17 protein-coding genes are annotated in these 21,415 nt (G+C 67.1%); 1 reads left to right on the top strand and 16 read right to left on the bottom strand.

The features are described 5' to 3' along the window. Positions 1–315: 315 nt before the first annotated feature. Together secA and ABE424_RS15270 are read right to left on the bottom strand one after the other, a co-directional pair. Complete coding sequence (gene secA / locus ABE424_RS15275) at positions 316–3,048, bottom strand: preprotein translocase subunit SecA (protein WP_346491350.1); 2,733 nt, start codon at positions 3,046–3,048, stop codon at positions 316–318. Between the two features lie 168 nt (positions 3,049–3,216). Beyond that, on the bottom strand, positions 3,217–4,167 hold the full coding sequence (locus tag ABE424_RS15270; protein WP_019182479.1) for a M23 family metallopeptidase: 951 nt from the start codon (positions 4,165–4,167) through the stop codon (positions 3,217–3,219). 12 nt (positions 4,168–4,179) lie between these two features. Here ABE424_RS15270 and ABE424_RS15265 point away from each other — a divergent pair, with 12 nt between their 5' ends. Further along, positions 4,180–4,620 (top strand): DUF721 domain-containing protein, encoded by a 441-nt coding sequence (locus ABE424_RS15265; RefSeq protein ID WP_026069663.1) that lies wholly within the window; start codon positions 4,180–4,182, stop codon positions 4,618–4,620. Positions 4,621–4,917: 297 nt separating this feature from the next. Here ABE424_RS15265 and lpxC read toward each other — a convergent pair whose 3' ends face one another. From lpxC to rsmH, 14 genes are all read right to left on the bottom strand, one after another. Beyond that, positions 4,918–5,829, bottom strand: a complete 912-nt coding sequence (gene lpxC / locus ABE424_RS15260) for a UDP-3-O-acyl-N-acetylglucosamine deacetylase (protein WP_176990393.1) — start codon at positions 5,827–5,829, stop codon at positions 4,918–4,920. A 216-nt stretch (positions 5,830–6,045) separates the two neighbouring features. Then, positions 6,046–7,278: a cell division protein FtsZ gene (gene ftsZ, locus ABE424_RS15255; RefSeq protein WP_176990394.1), complete on the bottom strand. Its 1,233-nt coding sequence runs from the start codon at positions 7,276–7,278 to the stop codon at positions 6,046–6,048. A gap of 269 nt (positions 7,279–7,547) precedes the next feature. Next, positions 7,548–8,783: a cell division protein FtsA gene (gene ftsA, locus ABE424_RS15250; RefSeq protein ID WP_017355446.1), complete on the bottom strand. Its 1,236-nt coding sequence runs from the start codon at positions 8,781–8,783 to the stop codon at positions 7,548–7,550. Next, positions 8,780–9,532 (bottom strand): cell division protein FtsQ/DivIB, encoded by a 753-nt coding sequence (locus tag ABE424_RS15245; RefSeq protein ID WP_293984920.1) that lies wholly within the window; start codon positions 9,530–9,532, stop codon positions 8,780–8,782. Before ABE424_RS15245 ends, ftsA begins: the two co-directional genes overlap by 4 nt. Next, a complete protein-coding gene (locus tag ABE424_RS15240) occupies positions 9,529–10,512 on the bottom strand; it encodes a D-alanine--D-alanine ligase (protein ID WP_346491351.1) in 984 nt (327 codons plus the stop codon). Before ABE424_RS15240 ends, ABE424_RS15245 begins: the two co-directional genes overlap by 4 nt. Then, positions 10,509–11,945 carry a UDP-N-acetylmuramate--L-alanine ligase gene (gene murC, locus ABE424_RS15235; protein ID WP_176990397.1) on the bottom strand — a complete coding sequence of 479 codons (1,437 nt, stop codon included), beginning with the start codon at positions 11,943–11,945 and terminating at the stop codon, positions 10,509–10,511. Before murC ends, ABE424_RS15240 begins: the two co-directional genes overlap by 4 nt. A 37-nt stretch (positions 11,946–11,982) precedes the next feature. Then, positions 11,983–13,077, bottom strand: a complete 1,095-nt coding sequence (murG, locus tag ABE424_RS15230) for an undecaprenyldiphospho-muramoylpentapeptide beta-N-acetylglucosaminyltransferase (RefSeq protein ID WP_346491352.1) — start codon at positions 13,075–13,077, stop codon at positions 11,983–11,985. Beyond that, on the bottom strand, positions 13,074–14,402 hold the full coding sequence (gene ftsW, locus ABE424_RS15225) for a putative lipid II flippase FtsW (protein WP_346491353.1): 1,329 nt from the start codon (positions 14,400–14,402) through the stop codon (positions 13,074–13,076). The genes murG and ftsW overlap by 4 nt, the downstream gene beginning before the upstream one ends. Further along, positions 14,402–15,487, bottom strand: coding sequence for a phospho-N-acetylmuramoyl-pentapeptide-transferase (gene mraY, locus ABE424_RS15220; RefSeq protein ID WP_088433957.1), 1,086 nt, complete (start codon positions 15,485–15,487; stop codon positions 14,402–14,404). Before mraY ends, ftsW begins: the two co-directional genes overlap by 1 nt. Beyond that, positions 15,477–16,871: a UDP-N-acetylmuramoyl-tripeptide--D-alanyl-D-alanine ligase gene (gene murF / locus ABE424_RS15215; protein ID WP_346491354.1), complete on the bottom strand. Its 1,395-nt coding sequence runs from the start codon at positions 16,869–16,871 to the stop codon at positions 15,477–15,479. The genes mraY and murF overlap by 11 nt, the downstream gene beginning before the upstream one ends. Then, complete coding sequence (locus tag ABE424_RS15210) at positions 16,868–18,349, bottom strand: UDP-N-acetylmuramoyl-L-alanyl-D-glutamate--2,6-diaminopimelate ligase (RefSeq protein WP_346491355.1); 1,482 nt, start codon at positions 18,347–18,349, stop codon at positions 16,868–16,870. Before ABE424_RS15210 ends, murF begins: the two co-directional genes overlap by 4 nt. Continuing rightward, entirely contained in the window at positions 18,346–20,190 is a 1,845-nt protein-coding gene (locus ABE424_RS15205) for a penicillin-binding transpeptidase domain-containing protein (RefSeq protein ID WP_346478299.1), read from the bottom strand. The genes ABE424_RS15210 and ABE424_RS15205 overlap by 4 nt, the downstream gene beginning before the upstream one ends. After that, positions 20,187–20,450, bottom strand: a complete 264-nt coding sequence (gene ftsL / locus ABE424_RS15200; protein ID WP_123728341.1) for a cell division protein FtsL — start codon at positions 20,448–20,450, stop codon at positions 20,187–20,189. Before ftsL ends, ABE424_RS15205 begins: the two co-directional genes overlap by 4 nt. Continuing rightward, positions 20,447–21,415: a 16S rRNA (cytosine(1402)-N(4))-methyltransferase RsmH gene (gene rsmH, locus ABE424_RS15195; protein ID WP_346491356.1), complete on the bottom strand. Its 969-nt coding sequence runs from the start codon at positions 21,413–21,415 to the stop codon at positions 20,447–20,449. Before rsmH ends, ftsL begins: the two co-directional genes overlap by 4 nt.

The following is a 21,415-nucleotide window of genomic DNA, read 5'->3' as shown; positions in this document are numbered from 1 at the left end:
TTGCCCAGGAGCCTGCCGGCCGCTACGGGGCTCGCGCGCGGTAGGAGTGCGGAAAAGCGGACCTTGCTGTTGGGCGCCAGTAGTCTCGATACGTGGGGCGCGATGCCGTTGTGGGCGAAATCAAGGAGGAGGGGACGGCCGCAGGCCGGCACCGGGGGCGTCGCCGACAACGGCATCGCGCCCCAGCGCCCGACCCATCGACCGCCGCCCCTGGAGAAGGTCAGAACGCCCCACATGCCTTCCCTGCAGAGGGCAGAAGAACCAAAAAAAAGCCCCGCACAAGGCGGGGCTTCTTCGGCACGTCCAATCAGCCGATCAGCTCAGCTGACCATGGCAGTGCTTGTACTTCTTGCCGCTGCCGCACGGGCACGGATCGTTGCGGCCGACCTTCGGCTCGTCGCGGGTGACCTGCGGCACGCCATTCTGCGCCGCCTCCACCTGTGCCGCCTCTTCGTCCGCACTGTAGCTGCCGGCGTCCTGGTGCTGGAACTGCGACTGCAGCAGACGCGCCTCTGCCTGCTGGCGCTCGGCCTGTTCCAGCGCCGCCACTTCCTCTTCGCTGCGGATGCGCACGCGCGCCAGCAACGTCACCACTTCGCGCTTCACGTTCTCCAGCATCTCCGAGAACAGCTCGAACGCTTCCTTCTTGTATTCCTGCTTCGGCTGCTTCTGCGCATAACCGCGCAGGTAGATGCCCTGGCGCAGGTAATCCATGCGCGCCAGGTGCTCCTTCCAGCTCTGGTCCAGCACGGTCAGCATCACGTGCTTCTCCAGCGCACGCATGGTCTCGTCGCCCACGCCGGCTTCCTTCGCGGCGAAGTGCTCGTCGACCTTGGCCTGCACCTTCTCGGCGATGCCCTCGGCATCCAGCTCCTCGTGCGCCTTGACCAGTTCGGTCAGCGACATGTCGATGCCGAAGTCCGATGCCAGCGTCGCTTCCAGACCCTGCAGGTCCCACTGCTCATCGATCGAGTTCGGCGGCACGAAACGCGCCACCACGTCGAAGATCACGTCGCCGCGGATGCCATCCACGTTGTCCTTCACCGACTCCGCATCCAGCAGCTCATCGCGCTGGCTGTAGATCACCTTGCGCTGATCGTTGTTGACGTCGTCGAAGTCCAGCAGGTTCTTGCGGATGTCGAAGTTGTGCGCTTCGACCTTGCGCTGCGCCTTCTCGATCTGCCGGCTGACCAGGCGATCCTCGATGACGTCGTCTTCCTTCATGCCCATCATGCGCATCGCCTTCTGGACCCAGTCCGAGGCGAAGATGCGCATCAGGTTGTCTTCCAGCGACAGGTAGAAGCGGGACGAACCCGGATCGCCCTGGCGGCCCGAACGGCCACGCAGCTGGTTGTCGATACGACGCGATTCATGGCGCTCGGTGCCGACGATGTGCAGGCCACCGGCGGCCTTGACGGCATCATGGCGGACCTGCCACTCGGCCTTGACCTGGGCACGCTGTTCCGGCGTCGCGTCTTCGCCCAGCTCATGCAGCTGCGCTTCCAGCGAACCACCCAGCACGATGTCGGTACCACGGCCGGCCATGTTGGTCGCGATGGTCACCGCGCCCGGCATGCCGGCGTTGGCGATGATGGTCGCTTCGCGGTCATGCTGCTTGGCGTTGAGCACTTCGTGGTGCACGCCGGCCTTGCGCAGATGCTCGGACAGCATCTCCGAGGTCTCGATCGAGGTCGTGCCCACCAGCACCGGCTGGCCACGCTCGTTGCAGGCCTGGATATCGGCCAGCACCGCGTTGAACTTGCCGTTGCGGTTGAGGAACACCTGGTCCGAACCGTCCTTGCGGATGGTCGGGCGGTTGGTCGGGATCACCACCACTTCCAGGTTGTAGATGCTCTGGAATTCGTAGGCTTCCGTATCGGCCGTACCGGTCATGCCGGACAGCTTCTTGTACATGCGGAACAGGTTCTGGAAGGTGATGCTCGCCAGGGTCTGGTTTTCGCGCTGGACCGGCACGCCTTCCTTCGCTTCCACCGCCTGGTGCAGGCCATCGGACCAGCGACGGCCGGCCAGGGTACGGCCGGTGAATTCATCGACGATCACCACTTCGCCATCGCGCACGATGTAATCCACGTCGCGCTGGTAGATGGCATGCGCGCGCAGTGCGGCATTGAGGTGATGCACCACGGTCAGGTTCTGCGCGGCGTACAGGCCTTCGGTCTCGGCATTGAGGATGCCGGCTTCGACCAGCAGCGCCTCGGCATGCTCCATGCCTGCTTCGGACAGATGGACCTGCTTGCCCTTCTCGTCGACCCAGAAATCGCCCTCGCCTTCCTCGGCCTCCTGCTTGATCAGGTTCGGGACGATGCGGTTGACGCGGATGTACAGCTCCGGGGAATCATCGGCCGGGCCGGAAATGATCAGCGGGGTACGGGCTTCATCGATCAGGATCGAGTCGACTTCATCGACGATCGCGTAGTGCAGGCCGCGCTGGTGGCGGTCCGCACGGGACAGCGCCATGTTGTCGCGCAGGTAATCGAAGCCGAATTCGTTGTTGGTGCCGTAGGTGATGTCGCTGGCATAGGCCTCGCGCTTGTCACTGTGCGGCATGCCCGGGTAGACCACGCCCACGCTCATGCCCAGCCAGTTGTAGAGCTTGCCCATCTGCGCCGAGTCACGGCGGGCCAGGTAGTCGTTCACGGTGACCACGTGGACGCCCTTGCCTTCCAGCGCATTGAGGTACACCGGCAGCGTGGCGACCAGGGTCTTGCCTTCACCGGTGCGCATTTCGGCGATCTTGCCCAGGTGCAGGACCATGCCGCCGATCAGCTGGACGTCGTAATGGCGCATGCCCAGCACGCGGCGGCTGGCTTCACGGCAGACCGCGAACGCTTCGGGCAGCACCTTGTCCAGGGCCTCACCGTCAGCGATGCGCTGCTTGAACTCCGGGGTCTTGGCCTTGAGCTGCTCGTCGGAGAGCTTTTCGATTTCCGGCTCCAACGCATTGATCTTGGCGACGATGCGGTTGAGCTGGCGCAGCTGTCGTTCATTACGACTGCCGAAGACGCGGGTAAGCAGGCTGTTGATCATTGAAGGAACCGGTTGGAATGAGACGCCCCAACGGCGGCGCTCTCCCCGGGGGATGCGCACGCCGCAAACGAAACAGGGCGCACTGCGCCCTGTCTATGGCAACACCCATTGTAGCTTGGGACGGGGGTCCGGCGTTTCAAGCACCCCCGTTCAAGTTCGTTACCGTGATCAGCCCCGCGAAACGCGGCCGACCGGGGTGTTGCCGCCATCACCGAGGAACTTGCGCGGATTGACCACCTGGCCGCGTTCCCAGACCTCGAAGTGCACGTGGGCACCGGTGGAACGGCCCGTGGAACCGGCCTTGGCCACTTCCTGGCCGGCCCGGACCAGGTCGCCCGGCTTCACCACCAGGCGCGAATTGTGCGCATAGCGGGTCACATAGCCGTTGCCGTGGTCCACATCGACCACGTTGCCGTAGCCGCCCTTCACGCCGGCGAAGCTGACCACGCCGTCGGCCACCGACATCACCGGGTCACCGACCTTGGCGTGGAAATCCATGCCCTTGTGGGTGGCCGCACCGCGACCGAACGGATCGCTGCGGGTGCCGAAGTTGGAGGTGATGTAGGTATTGCGGATCGGCATGCGCGAGGGCACCGCGTTCTGTTCGAGCTGGTGGTCGAACATCAGCGATTCCATCACCGACAGCTGGCGGCCTGAAGCAGCGAAGCGCTGCTCCAGCACCTGTAAGTCGGCGTTGACCGCGCTGACCGGGATGTCCTGGGTCGGCCCGGGCTCGCCTTCACCGAGGCCGGGGGTCTCGTTGAAGTCGAATTCGCCGTCCTCCAGTTTGCCCATCTGGGTGAGTCGTTCGCCCAGGGCATTGAGACGGGTGGCCTGCGCCTGCAGCTCGCCCATCCGCGCAGCCAGCGCGTTGACCTGGGTCTGAGCGTCCTTCTGGGCCTGCGCCAGTTCGCGTTCCTGCTGTGCGACCTTGGCGTGGAGCCGGGAATCGTTGAACATGCTGCCACCGATACCGGCACCGAAGCCGATCAGGCAGCCCACCCCCAGCACACTGCCCAGCAGGGCACGGGGGGAATCTTCGAAGTAGAAACGCAAACGCGCCAGCGGCGTCTTGGCCTGTCCTTCACGCGTTTTGATTACGATCTTTTTGAATGCCATCAGTGAGTTTTCATGTCTGAGCCGAAATCCAGTGCCCGTTCCCCATCCACGCCGAAGCCGGCGCTGGATGCGGTCATGGCGGACAAAGCCGGTAACCCGCTGCGTCGTGCCCTGTGGCTCGACGCGCTGGACCGTCAATTGCGCCCCCATTTGCCGCCTGCACTGGCCACCCGTTGCCGGCTGGCGAATGTAAACGGCGAGCACCTCGTTTTTCTCGTCGAATCTCCCGTGTGGCACGCCAAGGTCCGGCTTGCCGAAGCACAGTTGATCGACGCGGCCCGGTCCATCGGGCTGAAGGTCACCAAGGTGACCGTCAAAACAGCATCTGCCCCTCCCCCACGCTCCCCAGCGATCGACAACAGGAATGGCCCCCACGCTGTTTCAGCCGCCACGCACAAAGGGCTACGCGACGCGTTGGCTTGTCTGCGCGATGTGGATTCCTCCAAATCGTGAAGCCATCGGGGCATCCTGCCCCTTCCCGGCCGCGTCACGATCACGTGAACTTTGGCTGGGAGCCGGTCTGCACTGTAGCGGCCGAACCGCCGCCAGTCGTTAGTGTTTTATTAAATTAACGTTAAATCTAGCAAGAACCTTGATGTGGTTCACAAATCTGTGCGCTGTGCACCCCTACGGTTCATTGACGTCAAGATCACGCCGGTTTCAGCCCGCCGTGACCGCTGGAAACAGAAACGGCGCCCTGGGCGCCGTTTTGTTGTGTTTAAAATCAATGAGTTAAAGCGAAACCGCGGCTCAGGCGTACGCCGGCAGGCCGTAGACCACCGGCGCCGCAGCAGCCGGAGACTCGTAGCTGACCCACTCCCAGGCGCTGGCATCGGCCAGCAGGGCACGCACCAGCTTGTTGTTGAGCGCATGGCCCGATTTGAAGCCTTCGTAGGCACCCAGCACCTGGCCGCCGGCCAGGTACAGATCACCGATCGCGTCGAGGATCTTGTGGCGCACGAACTCATCGGCGTAGCGCAGGCCGTCGTCGTTGAGCACCCGGAACTCGTCCAGCACGATGGCGTTGTCCATCGAACCGCCCAGGCCCAGGTTGCGCTCGCGCATGTATTCCAGATCCCGCATGAAGCCGAAGGTCCGGGCGCGCGAGATTTCCTTGGTGTAGGCCAGGGTCGAGAACTCGATTTCCGCCCGCGACTGCTTGGCCGGGATCATCGGGTGGTTGAACTGGATGGTGAAACCGAGCTTGTAGCCTTCGTACGGCTCGAAGCGGGCGACCTTGTCGCCATCGGTGACTTCCACCGTCTTGAGAATGCGCAGGAAACGTTTCGGCGCGTCCTGTTCGGCGATGCCCGCCGACTGCAGCAGGAACACGAACGGGCCGGAGGAACCGTCCATGATCGGCAACTCGGCCGAGGACAGCTCCACGATGATGTTGTCCACACCCAGGCCGGCCAGGGCCGACATCAGGTGTTCGACGGTCTGGATCTTGGCCTCGTGATAGGTCAGGCCGGTGCACAGCGTGACTTCGGTGACCAGGTCCGCGCGTGCGGGCACTTCCACCACCGGGTCCAGATCGACGCGACGGAACACGATGCCATGGTTGACCGGGGCCGGGCGCAGGGTCATGTAGACCTTGTCACCGCTGTGAAGGCCAACGCCGGTGGCGCGGATCGTGTTCTTGAGGGTGCGTTGCGGAATCATCGGGGGGCAGGACCAGAAAGCGCGCGGTCAGCGCGGCTGTGACAAACAAGAATAACACGCACTACCGCTGTCCCTTCCGTGAACCGTGGTGCGTCGACAGCACTGCCCGGACGTGCGTGATGCACGACGGCGGTCAGACTGCCGGGCCGATCCTGGCCCGGCAGCATGGGACATGGAGGCGCTTACCGGGGAGGACAAGGCCCCGGCATGCGTGGCTCAGTCCGCCTGGCGGCGCAGGAACGCCGGGATGTCCAGGTAATCGTTGGGCAGTTCAGCAGCGGCCGGACCCGACGCGCTCGGGGCGGTCGGCGCCACGGTGTCGGCGCTGGGACGACGCAGGCCCATGCCCATGCCCATCCCGCCCACGGCCTTGGAGACCGCATCGCCGCCGTTGTCGAACTCGCCGAACTCCGGCTGGCCGGTGGTGGCGTTGCGGACCAGCTTGATCGGTGCGCGCTCGCCCGGACGCTGGGTCTTGGCGGTCACGGCACGGTTCAGGCCGGTGGCGACCACGGTCACGCGGACTTCGTCCTGCATGTCCGGATCCAGCACGGTACCCACGACCACGGTGGCATCTTCGGAGGCGAAGCCGTCGATGGTGCGGCCGATCTCGTCGAACTCGGCCATCGTGAAGTCGGCGCCGGCGGTGATGTTGACCAGGATGCCGTTGGCACCGGCCAGGTTCACATCGTCCAGCAGCGGGTTCTGGATGGCGGCTTCGGCCGCGGCCTGGGCGCGGTCATCGCCACGCGCGGTGCCGGTGCCCATCATCGCCAGGCCCATTTCGGACATGACGGTGCGGACGTCGGCGAAGTCGACGTTGATCAGGCCCGGACGCACGATCAGGTCGGCGATGCCCTGCACGGCGCCCTGGAGGACGTCGTTGGCGGCACGGAAGGCCTGGATCATGGTGGCGTTGCGGCCCAGCACAGTGATCAGCTTTTCGTTCGGGATGGTGATCAGCGAATCGCAATGCTGGCTCAGCTCTTCGATGCCCTTCAGCGCGACCTGCATGCGGCGACGGCCTTCGAACGGGAACGGCTTGGTGACCACGGCGACGGTCAGGATGCCCATCTCCTTGGCCAGCTGCGCCACGACCGGGGCTGCACCGGTACCGGTGCCGCCGCCCATGCCGGCGGTGATGAACACCATGTCCGCACCCTGCAGGGCGTCCATGATGCGCTCACGGTCTTCCAGCGCGGCCTGGCGGCCGACTTCCGGGTTCGCGCCTGCGCCCAGGCCCTTGGTAACGTTGGTACCCAGCTGCAGCTGCAGCTTGGCACCGCAGTTCTTGATGGCCTGCGAGTCGGTGTTGGCGGTGATGAATTCCACGCCGTCCACACTGGTGCTGACCATGTGCGCCACGGCGTTGCCGCCGCCGCCGCCCACGCCGATCACCTTGATCACCGCATTGGGTGCCATCTTTTCAATCAGTTCGAAATGCGCCATGTCCGTGTCCTCGTGTTGCCGTTTACGCGGGACGGGGGCTTCGGAGAATCCTTCTCCTGTCCTCCCCACCCATCGTGCCGGCGAGTTGTAGTTGATATGCCGGGCTGGATAGAGCCAACCGCGACGGTGGTGCCTGCTTCAATGGTCGGCCAGGTGGCCGGGTAACGCGCTTGCTCTGTACGTCGTGTTGCGGTCTTGCGTGGACGGTGTGGATTTTTCGGGAACTGCTTATCGCTTATTGCATGTGTACTGCGTGTTGCGGGCCGCGCTCAGAATTCGCCGCGGAACCAGGTTTTGAGTTTCTTGAACATGCTGCCGGCGCGGCCGGTGGGCAGCGACGGACGACGCGGGTGTTCGATCTGGCTGCCCATCAGCAGCAGGCCGACGCCGGTGGCGTGCACCGGGTTGCCGACCACTTCGCCCAGCCCGGTGACGTGCTGCGGGATGCCCACGCGCACCGGCATCTGCAGCATTTCCTCGGCCAGTTCGACCACGCCTTCCATCTTCGAGGCGCCACCGGTGAGCACCATGCCGGCACGCACCAGTTCCTCGAAGCCGGAGCGGCGCAGTTCGGCCTGCACCATCTCGAAGATTTCCTCGTAACGGCCCTGCACCGCCTGGGCGAGTGCGTGACGCGGCATCCGGCGCGGCGGACGATCGCCGACGCTGGGCACCTGGATGCTTTCTTCGGCGGTGGCCAGCTGGGCCAGGGCGCAGGCATAGCGCACCTTGATCTGCTCGGCTTCCGGGGTCGGCGTGCGCAGCATGTGCGCGATGTCGTTGGTGACGTGGTCGCCGGCGATCGGCAACGACGCGGTGTGGCAGATCGCGCCCTGCACGAACACGGCCAGGTCGGTGGTGCCGGCGCCCATGTCGACCAGCACCACGCCGAGCTCGCGCTCGTCGGCGGTCAGCACGGCCACGCTGGAGGCCAGCGAGGACAGCACCAGGTCATCGACCTGCAGGCCGCAGCGCTGCACGCACTTGGAGATGTTGGCCGCGGCCGACTGTGCGCACACCACCAGGTGGGCGTGCACTTCCAGGCGCACGCCGGTCATGCCGACCGGATTGCGGATGCCTTCCTGCGAATCGTCCAGCACGTACTCGCGCGGGATCGCATGCAGGATCTTCTGGTCGGCCGGGATCGCCACCGCCTTGGCCGCGTCCAGCACGCGATCCAGGTCGCCCCAGGTCACTTCGCCGTCGCGGATCGGCACGATGCCGGGCGAGTTCTTGCACTGCACGTGGTTGCCGGAGATCGAGGCATACACCGAGCGGATCTCGCAGCCGGCCATCAGCTCGGCTTCTTCGACCGCACGCTGGATGGACTGCACGGTCGATTCGATATCGACCACCACGCCGCGCTTGAGACCGCGCGATTCGTGCGAGCCGATGCCGATGACCTCGATCGGATTGCCCGGCGAATACTCGCCGACCAGCGCCACCACCTTGGAGGTGCCGATATCCAGACCGACGATCAGTGATTTGTCACCCTTGCGATTCATGTCCTGTCCTGCGTCCTGTGCGCCACATTGGCCGGCGCGGCCGGTGCGGCCGGAGCCGGGGTACCCCAGCTCAGCGTGAAACCATTGGTGTATCGGAGGTCGGCGCGCTCGATCGGCGCCGCCTGGTTGGCCAGCTGCGGCAGCACGCGCACGAAGCGCTGCAGGCGCGAACGGGCATCGTCGCGGCCGACGACCACTTCGGTGCCGTTGCTCAACACCAGCGACCAGCTGCCGCGTGCGTCCATGGTGACCCGCTTGACGTCCACCCCGGCCGGCGCGAACAGCGCACGCGCGTCGTTGTAGAGCGCCACCACTTCTTCGGTCTGGCTGTCCGGACCATCGAGGTCGGGCAGCTCCAGGTCCTGCAGCTTCTTCGGCGTGGCGAACAGCTTGCCCTGTTCGGAGAGCAGGCGGTCATTGCCCCAGCGCGCGAACGGCTTGTGCTCGACCAGCGTGATTTCCAGCACGTCGGGCCACTGCTTGCGGACTTGCGCGCTTTCGACCCACGGCAGGGTTTCGATCGCGTCCTGCGCATCCTGCAGCTTGACCGCGAAGAAACCGGACTTCGCATACGGCAGCACGACCTGCTGCAGCTGCTCGGCAGGCACCCGCTTGAACTCACCGTGCACGCGCAGCTTGGCCAACGGCCACCGCTCGGCACCGACCCAGCCGTTGAGCACCGCCACCACGGGCAGTGCCACGACCGACAGGGCCAGCAACCAGACGAAGATGCGCAGCACCGCGTTCATGCGTGGCTGTTCTCCTGCGCTGCGTGACCCGGCAGGGTCTGCTCGAGCACGCGCCAGACCAGCTCTTCAAAGCCGATCCCGGCCTGGCTCGCCGACTTGGGCACCAGCGAATGGCTGGTCATGCCCGGCGCGGTGTTCACTTCCAGCAGGTAGAAGCGGCCCGTGCCGCGGTCGCGCATCACGTCCACCCGGCCCCAGCCACGGCAGCCGGCGGCGCGGAACGCGGCCAGTGCGATGCGGCGGATCTCGATTTCGTCTTCGCCGTCCAGGCCCGGGCACAGGTACTGGGTGTCCTCGGCGATGTACTTGGCGTTGTAGTCGTACCACTGGCCCTTGGGCACGATGCGGATCGACGGCAGCGCCTGGTCGCCCAGGATCGCCACGGTCAGCTCGTCGCCGACCACCATCTGCTCCATCAGCAGCTGGCCGTCGTAACGCACGGCCAGCGCGACCGCCTCATCCAGCCCGGCGTCTTCGGTGACCCGGCTGATACCGACGCTGGACCCTTCGTTGGCCGGCTTCACCACCACCGGCAGGCCGAGTTCGGCGGCGGCGGCGTGGACATCGGCGGCCTGGTCCAGCGCGATGAAGCGCGGGGTCGGCAGGCCGTGCGACAACCACACCTGCTTGGTGCGGATCTTGTCCATGCTCAGCGCCGAGCCGAGCACGTCCGAGCCGGTGTACGGCACGCCGAAGGCTTCCATCAAGCCCTGCACTATGCCGTCCTCGCCACCGCCGTTGTGGCCGTGGAGAATGTTGAACACGCGGTCGAAGCGCTTCTCGACCAGCGCGAGCGCCAGGGCCGGGATGCCGTCGACCGCGATCGCATCGACGCCGCGCGCGCGCAGCGCTTCGATCACGTTGCGGCCGGAATCCAGCGAGACATTGCGCTCGCTGGAGGTGCCGCCCAGCAGCACGGCGACGCGGCCGAACAGGGCCGGGTCGGTGATGCGCAGCGGCGGGAAGATCAGCGCGTTCATGCCGCCGGGGTCTCCTGGAAGCCTTCGCCGGCGATCTGCTGGGCGATGTAGCCGATGTCACCCGCCCCCATCATCAGCAGCAGGTCACCGTCCTGCAGCACGTCGGGGAGCACGTGCGCCAGTTCGGCGGCATTGCCGACCACGACCGGCTCGCTGCGGCCGCGCGCGCGGATGGCGCGGGCCAGCGAACGCGAATCGGCGCCCGGGATCGGTGCTTCGCCGGCCGGGTAGACCTCGCTCAGCACCAGCGCGTCCACTTCGGACAGCACCGCGGCGAAGGCATCGAACTGATCGCGGGTACGGCTGTAACGGTGCGGCTGGAACGCCACGACCAGGCGCTGGCTTGGCCAGCCACCACGGGCGGCGGCGAACACGGCGGCCAGCTCACGCGGATGGTGGCCGTAGTCGTCGATCACGCGGACCTTGGCGCCGGTGTGCGTGGTGACGATGCCCAGGTCATTGAAGCGGCGGCCGATGCCGGCGAAACTTTCCAGCGCACGCGCGATCGCTTCCGGCGCCACGCCGAGCTGCCAGCCCACGGCCGCGGCGGCCAGGGCATTGAGCACGTTGTGCGCGCCCGGCAGGGCCAGCGTCACCGGGTGGCTGCTGCCTTCCGGCAGGCGCAGGGTGAAATGCATGCGCGGGCCGTCCTGGACCACGTCTTCGGCACGCACATCGGCGTTGCTGCTCATGCCATAGCTCATGACATGGCGCGGCGTCTGCGCGGCCAATGCGGCCACTTCCGGATCGTCGATGCACAGCACCGCCAGCCCGTAGAACGGCAGGCGCTGCAGGAATTCGGCGAACGCGGCCTGGACCCGGGCGAAATCGTTGCCGTAGTTTTCCAGGTGGTCCGAATCGATGTTGGTGATCACCGACACCAGCGGGTTCAGGCGCAGGAAGCTGCCATCGCTTTCGTCGGCTTCCGCCACCAGCCACTGGCCACCGCCGAGCTTGGCGTTGGCACCGGCGGCGAGCAGCTGGCCGCCGATCACGAAGGTCGGGTCCAGCCCGCCTTCGCTCAACACCGCGGCGGTGAGGCTGGTGGTGGTGGTCTTGCCATGCGTACCGGCCACCGCGATGCCGCGGCGGAAGCGCATCAGTTCGGCCAGCATCGCCGCGCGCGGCATGATCGGAATGCGCTGGCTGCGCGCTTCCATCAGTTCCGGATTGTCATCGCGGATCGCGCTGGAGACGACCACGCAGTCGGTGCCGAGCACGTTGGCCGCCGAGTGCCCGCGCATCACGCGCGCGCCCAGGCCGGCCAGGCGGCGGGTCGCGGCGTTGTCGGCGTTGTCCGAACCGGACACTTCATAGCCCAGCGTCAGCATCACTTCGGCGATGCCGCTCATGCCGGTGCCGCCGATGCCGACGAAGTGCACGCGAGGGAACGCGCGTACCAGGTCGTTGGTGTCGTGGAGGCGGCGGATCATGCGCGGCCTCGCGCCAGGCTGGCGCGCGTAGCGGTGTTCATTTGGATTCCTCGAGAATGATGTCGGCGATGCGCTCAGCGGCATCGACCTTGGCCAGGGCACGCGCGGCGTTGGCCATCTGCATGCGTCGGGCGGAATGTTCGGACAGTTCGCGCAACACGCCTTCCAGCTGTGTCGCCAGCGTTTCATCCTGCTTCAGCAATACGGCAGCGCCGCGCTCGACCAGATACTCCGCATTGCGGGTCTGGTGATCGTCGACGGCCGCCGCGAACGGGACCAGCACGCTGCCCACGCCAACCGCGCACAGCTCGGCCAGGGTGGAGGCGCCGGAGCGGCAGACGACCAGATCGGCCCAGGCGAATGCCTCGGCCATATCGGCAATGAACGGTTCCACGCTGGCCTGCACGCCGGCATCGGCATACGCCTGCAGCGCTTCGGCGTGCAGCTTCTCGCCGCTCTGGTGGCGTACCTGCACCGGCATGCCGGTGCCCAGCGCGGCCAGTGCCTTGGGCACCGCGTTGTTGAGCACGCGTGCCCCCTGGCTGCCACCGAGCACCAGCAGGCGCAACGGGCCCTGCCGGTTGGCCAGGCGCAGCTCGGGCGGGGTGATCGCGGCGATCTCGGCGCGGACCGGATTGCCGACCGCCTCCTCCCGCTTCGCGAAGCTGCCCGGGAAGCCGGCCAACACGCGACGCGCGACACGCGACAGCACGCGGTTGGTCAGGCCCGGGGCGCGGTTCTGTTCGTGCACCAGCAGCGGCAGGCCGTGCAGGTGCGCGGCGATGCCGCCGGGGCCGGAGGCGTAACCACCGAACGCAATCACGGCACGCGGCTGGCGATCACGGATGAGGAAGCCGGCCGCGCGGACCGCGCGCAGCAGGCGGAACGGCGCGCCGAGCAGGGACAGCCTGCCCTTGCCGCGCAGGCCACCGATGGCCAGCGTATCGATGTGGATGCCCTGCTGCGGCACCAGGCGCGTTTCCATCGCGCCATCGGCACCGAGCCAGGTGACCGGCACGCCGCGTTCGCGCAGCACCTTGGCCACGGCCAGGCCGGGGAAGATGTGCCCACCGGTGCCGCCGGCCATGATCATGACCGGGCGCTGGGACGGATCGAGGCGAGGCGTGCTCATCCCATCCTCCCGAGCGTCGGTTCGATGCGCTGCTGCATGCGGCTGGTGCCACGGGGTGCGCTGTCACGCGGTGCGGCATCGCGCGCGGCGCTGTCCTGCATCGCCGCCGCAATCGCGCTGGCGCTGTCGGCCTTGGGCACGTCGCCCGGCAGCGGGCCCTCCTGGTCGGCGCCCATGCGCACGGCCTGGCGGCGCTCGGCGCGGTCCAGTTCATAGGACACGCGCAGCAGCAGGCCCATCGCCACGCAGGTCATCAGCACGCTCGAGCCGCCGGAGGAGATCAGCGGCAGGGTCAGGCCCTTGGTCGGCAGGATGCCGAGGTTGACCCCGATCGAGACGAAGCTCTGCATGCTGATCCACAGGCCGATGCCGAAGGCGATGTAGCCGGAGAAGTGGCGCTTCATTTCCACGCAGCGCATGCCCAGCCAGAAGGTGCGGCCGACCAGCAGCGCATACAGCGAGATGATCAGGCAGGTGCCGAGGAAACCCAGCTCCTCGGCGGTCACCGAGAAGATGAAGTCGGTATGCGCTTCGGGCAGGTAATAGAGCTTCTGCACCGAGTTGCCCAGGCCCACGCCGGTCCACTCGCCACGGCCCACGGCCATCAGCGCATTGGACAGCTGGTAGCCGTCACCCTGCTGATCGGCCCACGGGTCCAGGAAGGAGGTGATGCGGCGCATGCGGTACGGTTCGATGATCGCCAGCGCGCTCATGCCGACCATGCCGATGATCACCGGCATGGACATGCGCGGCATGTTGACCCCACCCAGCACCAGCATGCCGGCGGTGATCGCCAGCAGCAGGGTGGAGGAGCCGAAGTCCGGCTGCAGCAGCAGCAGCACGACCAGCGCGCCGGCCACGCCGAGCGGCTTGAGCATCGCCGGCCAGGTGGCGTTGACCTCGTCGCGGAAGCGGACGAGATAGCTGGACAGCCACACGATGTACAGCACCTTGACCGCTTCGACGGTCTGGAACTTGGAGATGCCGAGGTTGATCCAGCGGCGGGCACCGTTGACGCTGCTGCCCAGGCCGGGGATGAACACCACCACCAGCAGCGCGAAGCAGCCCAGCAGCAGGATCTGGTTGTACTGCTCGATGCTCTTGAGCTCGGTGCGCATGGCGATGATCGCCAGGCCGATACCCACCGCCAGGAAGATCAGGTGGCGGTTGAGGTAGTAGAACGGACTGCTCATCAGCGCGATCGAGCTCGACGCGACCATCACCACGCCCAGCCCGGTGAGCGTGATGATCGCGCCCAGCAGCCACTTGTCGAAGTGGCCTCCGATGGCTTCCAGGCGGGTGGCTTGGCGCGACAGGTCGTTCATCAGCGGACCTTCAACGTGGCCAGGCCGATCAGGACCAGCACGACCGAGATGATCCAGAAACGCACGATCACGCGCGGCTCCGGCCAGCCCTTCAGTTCGAAGTGGTGGTGGATCGGCGCCATGCGGAACACGCGCTTGCCGGTCAGCTTGAACGAGGCGACCTGGATCATCACCGACAGGGTCTCGATCACGAACACGCCGCCCATGACCACCAGCACCAGTTCCTGGCGGGTGATCACCGCGATGGTGCCCAGCACCGCACCCAGCGCCAGCGCGCCGATGTCGCCCATGAAAACCATGGCCGGATAGGTGTTGAACCACAGGAAGCCCAGGCCCGCACCGGCGATCGCCGCGCAGATGATGACCAGCTCACCGGCACCCGGGATCTGCGGGATCTGCAGGTAGCTGGAGAACACCACGTTGCCCGAGGCATAGGCGAACACGCCCAGTGCGCACGCGACCAGCACGGTCGGCATGATCGCCAGCCCGTCCAGGCCGTCGGTCAGGTTGACTGCGTTGGAGAAGCCGACGATCCAGAAATACGCGATGGCCACGAAGCTGATGCCGGCCAGCGGCAGCGCGATCGACTTGAACATCGGGATGTAGAACGTCATCGCCGCCGGGACATCGGCGGTGTAGAACAGGAACAGACCCGCGGCCAGGCCGAAGATCGACTGCAGCAGGTACTTCCAGCGCGACTTCAGGCCGTTCGGGTCGCGGCGGACGATCTTGATCCAGTCGTCGTACCAGCCGATCGCGCCGAAGCAGAGCATCACGGCCAGCACCAGCCAGACGTAACGGTTGCGCAGGTCGGCCCACAGCAGCACCGACAGCGTGATCGTCAGCAGGATCAGCGAGCCGCCCATGGTCGGCGTGCCGGCCTTGGCGAAATGGGTCTGCGGACCATCCGTACGGATCGGCTGGCCACCCTTGAACTGGGCGAGCTTGCGGATCATCGCCGGGCCAAGCCACAGCGACAGGAACAGGGCGGTCAGCGCCGCGAGGATGCCGCGCAGGGTCAGGTAGCCGAACAGCCCGAACAGGCTCTCCAACTGCTGCAGCCATCGGGCCAGTTCAAGCAACATTGGGGGTTTCCTCTCCTTGCGCGAGCAGCGCTTTGACGATCGTGTCCATGGCGCTGCCACGCGAGCCCTTGACCAGGCAGCGCACGCCGGCATGCAGTTCGCTGGCGAGCGCGGCGGCCAGGGCCTGGTGGCTCTGGAAATGCTGGCCGCCTTCACCGAAGGCGGTCGACGCGGCGGCGCTCAGCGGGCCGAGCGTGTACAGCCGCTTCAGGCCGACCTCGCGGGCACGGCGGCCGGCCTGGGCATGCAGCGCCTCGCCGTCCGGGCCGAGTTCGCGCATGTCGCCCAGCACCAGCCAGCCTTCTTCCTTCGCGCCGGCCAGGGCATCGATGGCGGCCGCCAGCGAGCCCGGGTTGGCGTTGTAACTATCATCGACCAGCACCGCACCGCTCGGCAGCTGGTGCGCGATCTGGCGGCCCGGGACCGGCTCGGCGCGGGCCAGCCCGGCGGCGATCTGCGCCAGCGTGATGCCCGCGGCCAGCGCCAGCGAGGCGGCGGCCAGCGCATTGCTGATGTTGTGCCGGCCCGGCAGGCCCAGCGTGATCTCTGCATCGCCCTGCGGCGTGGACAGCACGAACTGGCTGCCCTGCGCGGCCGGACGGATCGCACGCGCGCTGACATCGGCGCTGTGGTCCAGGCCGTAACGCAGCACGCGGCAGCGCGGTGGCTGGCCGACGATGTGCTGTTCGAACCAGATCCCGAAGGCGTCATCGGCATTGATCACGGCCACGCCATCGGAGGGCAGCGCCGCATAGATCGCGCCCTTGGTGGTGGCCACGCCCTGCAGGCTGCCCATGCGCTCCAGATGCGCCGGGGCGATGTTGTTCACCAGCGCGTAGTGCGGGCGCACGATCTCGGTCAGGTAGGCGATGTCGCCCGGCTTGCCGGCGCCCATCTCGTAGACGGCGAAATCGGCGTCTTCGGGCGCATCGAGCACGGCCAGCGGCAGGCCGATCTCGTTGTTGCGGTTGCCCGGGTTGGCGTAGACCACCTTGCGGTCGTCATGCGCGACCTGTTCCAGGATCGCCAGCAGCAGGCTCTTGACGCTGGTCTTGCCGTTGCTGCCGGTGATCGCGAACACCGCGGTGTCGCGGTCGCGCTGCATGCCGGCGGCGATGCGCCCCAGGGCATGCTCGCTGTCGGCGACCACGATCTGCGGCAGCGCCACATCCAGCAGGCGCTCGACCAGCATCGCCGAGGCACCGCGCGCCAACGCGTCGGCCGCGAAGTCATGGCCATCGAAGCGCTCGCCACGCAGGGCCACGTACAGGCTGCCCGGGGCGAGCGTGCGGGTGTCATTGCTGATGGCATCGATGGCGGTGTCTTCGCCATGGATCTCGCCACCGGCCCAGTGGGCGATCAGCGACAGCGGGGTGCGCTTCATTCGTTCACCCCCGCGCGCGCGGCCAGCACACGGCCGGCCACTTCGGTGTCATCGAAGGCGTGCTTGACCCCGTGGATCTCCTGGTAGGGCTCGTGGCCCTTGCCGGCGATCAACACGATGTCGCCCGCGCCGGCCTGGCCGATCGCGGTGGCGATCGCGGCGGCGCGGTCGCGCTGCACGGTGACGGCAGCGGGTGCATCAAATCCCTTGAGGATGTCGGCCACGATCACGTCGCCGTCTTCGCCGCGCGGGTTGTCGTCGGTGACGATGACCACGTCGGCATGCCGTTCCGCGATGGCGGCCATCTGGGGACGCTTGCCGGTATCGCGTTCGCCGCCGCAGCCGAACACGCAGACCAGCCGCCCGGCCAGATGGCCCTGCACGCTGGTCAAGGCCTGTTCCAGCGCATCCGGGGTGTGGGCGTAATCGACCACGACGGTGGGCAGGCCGCCCTCACCGCCCAGGCGGTTCATGCGGCCGGCGATCGGCTGCAGCTGCGAGAGCAGCGCGGCGATCGCGGCCGGGGCGTGGTCCAGCGCATGCAGCGCACCGGCGACCGCCAGCAGGTTGTCGACATTGAAACGCCCCAGCAGCGGCGACTGCACCGGATGCCGCTGGCCGTCGACCATCAGGTCGAAGGCGATGCCGCGGCCGTCCAGGGTGAGCGAATCAGCGCGCAGAGTGGCCTGCGCGGCACCGCGCGAGCTCACGCCGATCGGGCGCACGCTGTCGCCGACGGTGCGCAGCAGTTCGCTGCCGAAGCTGTCATCCAGATTGACCACGGCGGCCTTGAGTCCGTCGCGGTGGAACAGCTTGGCCTTGGCCGCGCCGTACTGCGCCATGTCGCCGTGATAGTCCAGATGGTCGCGGGTGAGATTGGTGAACACCGCCACGTCGTAATGGACGGCATCCACGCGGCCCTGGTCGAGCGCGTGCGAACTGACTTCCATCGCCACGGCCTGGGCTCCGCCATCGCGCAGCTGGGCCAGAACGTCATGCATCTGCAGCACCAGCGGCGTGGTGAAACCGGTCGGCACGACATCGCCATAAAGACCGACGCCCAGCGTGCCGATGCTGCCACTGCGGGTGCCGAGCAGGTGCCAGGCCTGGGCCAGCAGCTGCACGGTGGAGGTCTTGCCGTTGGTGCCGGTCACGCCGACCATCGTCATCGCGCGCGAGGGATGGCCATGGAACTGGTCGGCCATCGCCCCCATGCGGTGGCGCAGGCCCGGCACGGCAATCGCATCGACCGGCGCAGGCAGCTCGGCCGGGGCCGGCGGGTCGAACAGGATCGCCCCGGCGCCATTGGCGCGGGCCTGGTCGACAAAGCCCAGCCCGTGCGCGCCGAAACCGGCGATCGCCACGAAGGCATTGCCCGGGCGCACCGCGCGGCTGTCCAGCACCAGGCCGGTGATGGTCGGGTCGTGGCTCAGCGCCACATCGGGAAGCAACTGCGACAGCAACATCATCTGGCTCATTGCGTGCCTCCCTGCGCGGGCGGCACTGTGGCGTGCGCGCTGGGCAGCGCGGCATCGAATTCTGCGGCGGCGTCGGGCGCGATCACCGTTTCCGGTGGCGGCGTCGGCAACGACGAGGCGGTATGCCCCAGCTTTCCGGACTGCTGCGCGGCCAGCCACGACTCGATGTCATCCGGCGGCACGTCCATCAGGCGCAGCGCGCCCTCCATGACGTTGTGGAACACCGGCGCGGACACCAGGCCGCCGTAGTACTTGCCGCCCTGCGGGTCGTTGATCACGATCACCGTGGCGAAGCGCGGATTGGTGGCCGGCACCACGCCGGCGAACAGCGCGTTGTAATGCCCGCGCTCGTACCCGCCCGGCCCCGCCTTGCGGGCGGTACCGGTCTTGCCGGCCACGTGGTAACCCAGCACCGCCGCCTGCTTGGCGCCGCCCTGGGTGACCACGGTTTCCATCATCGCCACCACATCCTTGGCGATGTTCTCGTCGATGATCTGCTTGCCTTCGTTGCGCTGGCCCTTGACGAAGGTCGGCGCGATCAGCTTGCCGCCGTTGCCCAGCGCCGAATAGGCGGTCGCGATCTGCAGCGGGCTGACATTCAGGCCGTAGCCGTAGGACATGGTGGTCTTGGACGGACCACTCCAGCGCGCCGGGCGCGGCAGCACGCCGGCCGATTCGCCGGGGAAGCCGCTGTGCGGGGCGACGCCATAGCCGAAGCTGTGGATGTGGTCGTAGAAGACCTGGTCCGGCATCTTGGCCGCGATCTTGGCCGCGCCGATGTTCGAACTGCGGGTGATCACGCCGGTGACGTTGAGCACGCCATTGTTCCGCGGCACGTCCTTGATGGTGTAGCGGCCAAGCGCCATGTAGCCCGGGTTGGTGTCCACCGTGGTGTCCTTGGTGACCACGCCGGACTGCAGCGCCGAGGCGATGGTCAGCGGCTTCATCGTCGAACCCGGCTCGACCAGGTCGGTCACCGCGCGGTTGCGACGGGTGTCCGGTGCCGCGCCGCCCACGGCATTGGGGTTGTAGGTCGGCAGGTTGACCATGGCCAGGATCTCGCCGGTGGCGACGTCCATGATCACCATCGAGCCACCCGCGGCCTTGTTCTCGATCAGCGCGTTGCGCAGCTCCTTGAAGGCCAGGAACTGGATGCGGCGGTCGATGCTGAGGGTGAGGTCCTTGCCCGGCTCGGCGGCGCGCAGCAGATCGCTCTCCACCGTGTCGCCCTTGCGGTTGCGGATCACGCGCTTGGCGCCGGCCTTGCCGCGCAGCCATTCGTCGAAGGCCAGCTCCAGCCCTTCCTGGCCGCGGTCGTCGATGTTGGTGAAGCCGAGCACGTGCGCCATCGCCTCACCCTGCGGGTAGAAGCGGCGGAACTCGCGCTGCGAGGCCACGCCCGGAATCTTCAGCGCGACCACTTTTTCCGCGTCGTCCGGATTGATCCGGCGGCGCAGGTACATGAATTCCTTGTCCGCCTTCTGCGAGAGCTTGGAGGTCAGCTCGTCCAGCGGCATGCCCAGCGCGGTGGCCAGCTCGGGGATGCGGTCCGGCGAGCGCAGCAGTTCCTGCGGGTTGACCCAGATCGAGGCGACCGGAGTGGACACCGCCACCGGCTCGCCATTGCGATCGGTGATCATGCCGCGCGAGGTGTTGATCGGCAGTTCGCGCAGGTAACGGGCTTCGCCCTGGCGCTGGTAGAACTCGCTGTTGATGATCTGCACGTAGGCGGCGCGGCCGACCAGCGAGACCGAACACAGGCCGAGCGCCAGCCCCACCCACTTCAGGCGCTGGCGGAGGTTGAAGCTGTTGCGCGCACGGTTGCGGCCGGACTTGTTCATGGCCGGATCACCACGACATCGGCGGCTTCGGGGAACTTCATGCCCAGGCGCTCGCGCGCGACGCGGTCGACCCGGGTCGCCTCGGCCAGGGTGGCCTGCTCGAGCTGCAGGCGACCGAACTCGATGTTGATCTCATCGCGCGCACGCTCGACCCGCGACAACTCCACGAAGGTCTGGCGGTGGCGATGGCGCATGAACACCACGCCGATCGCCGAAGCGATGGTGCAGGCCAGCAGCACGATCAACAGCAGGCGGCTCATCCGGCCACCCCGCGCTTCTCGGCGACGCGCAGCACGGCGCTGCGCGAGCGCGGATTGACCGCCAGCTCATCGTCTTCTGCCTTGATGGCGCCACCGTGCAGGTCCAGCGTCGGCACGAACGCGGCCAGCTCGGGCAGCCGGCGATTGCTCGGCGGGGCTTTGGCGTGGCGGTTCATGAACTGTTTGACGATGCGGTCTTCCAGCGAATGGAAGCTGATCACCGCCAGCCGGCCACCGGGCTTGAGCCGCGCCATCGCCGCGTCCAGGCCCGCCTCAAGGTCGGCCAGTTCGCGGTTGATATGGATGCGGATCGCCTGGAAGCTGCGCGTGGCCGGGTGGATCTTGTCCTTGCCACGCGGCATCACCGAGGCGATCAACTCGGCCAGCTCGGCGGTGCGGGTGAAGGGTTGCTTGTCGCGGCGGGCGACGATGGCCTTGGCGATGCGGCGGCCCTGGCGCTCTTCGCCGTAGGTCCACAGCACGTCCATCAGCTCGCGCTCTTCAACGCGATTGAGCCACTGCGCCGCGCTTTCGCCGCTGTCCGGATCCATGCGCATGTCCAGCGGGCCGTCCTTGCCGAAGCTGAAACCGCGCTCGGCGACATCCAGCTGGGGCGAGGACACGCCCAAGTCGAACAGCACGCCATCCAGGCCCTCGGCGGTGGCGTCCCAGTGCAGCAGGTCGGCGAAGCTGCCACGGAAGATCGAGACGCGCGGGTCCGGCGCGAAATCACGCTCGGCTACCGCAATCGCCTCGGGATCCTTGTCCATGACCAGCAGCCGGCCTCCAGGACCGAGTTGCTCGAGCACGCCGCGGGCGTGACCGCCACGACCAAACGTGCCATCGAGATACACTCCGTTTTCGATCACCCTCAGGCCATCCAGGACCTGCGTGTACAGGACCGGCAGGTGGCCCGCCGGCGACTGCGACACCGGAAGGTGACCGGTCTGCGCTGCTCCGCGCAT

Origin of the sequence: Stenotrophomonas sp. TWI1149 (assembly GCF_039673155.1) — a bacterium.
Taxonomy (GTDB): Bacteria; Pseudomonadota; Gammaproteobacteria; order Xanthomonadales; family Xanthomonadaceae; genus Stenotrophomonas; species Stenotrophomonas maltophilia_AA.
Note: the sequence above shows the minus strand (reverse complement) of the source record. Positions and strands in the feature narration are given on the sequence as shown.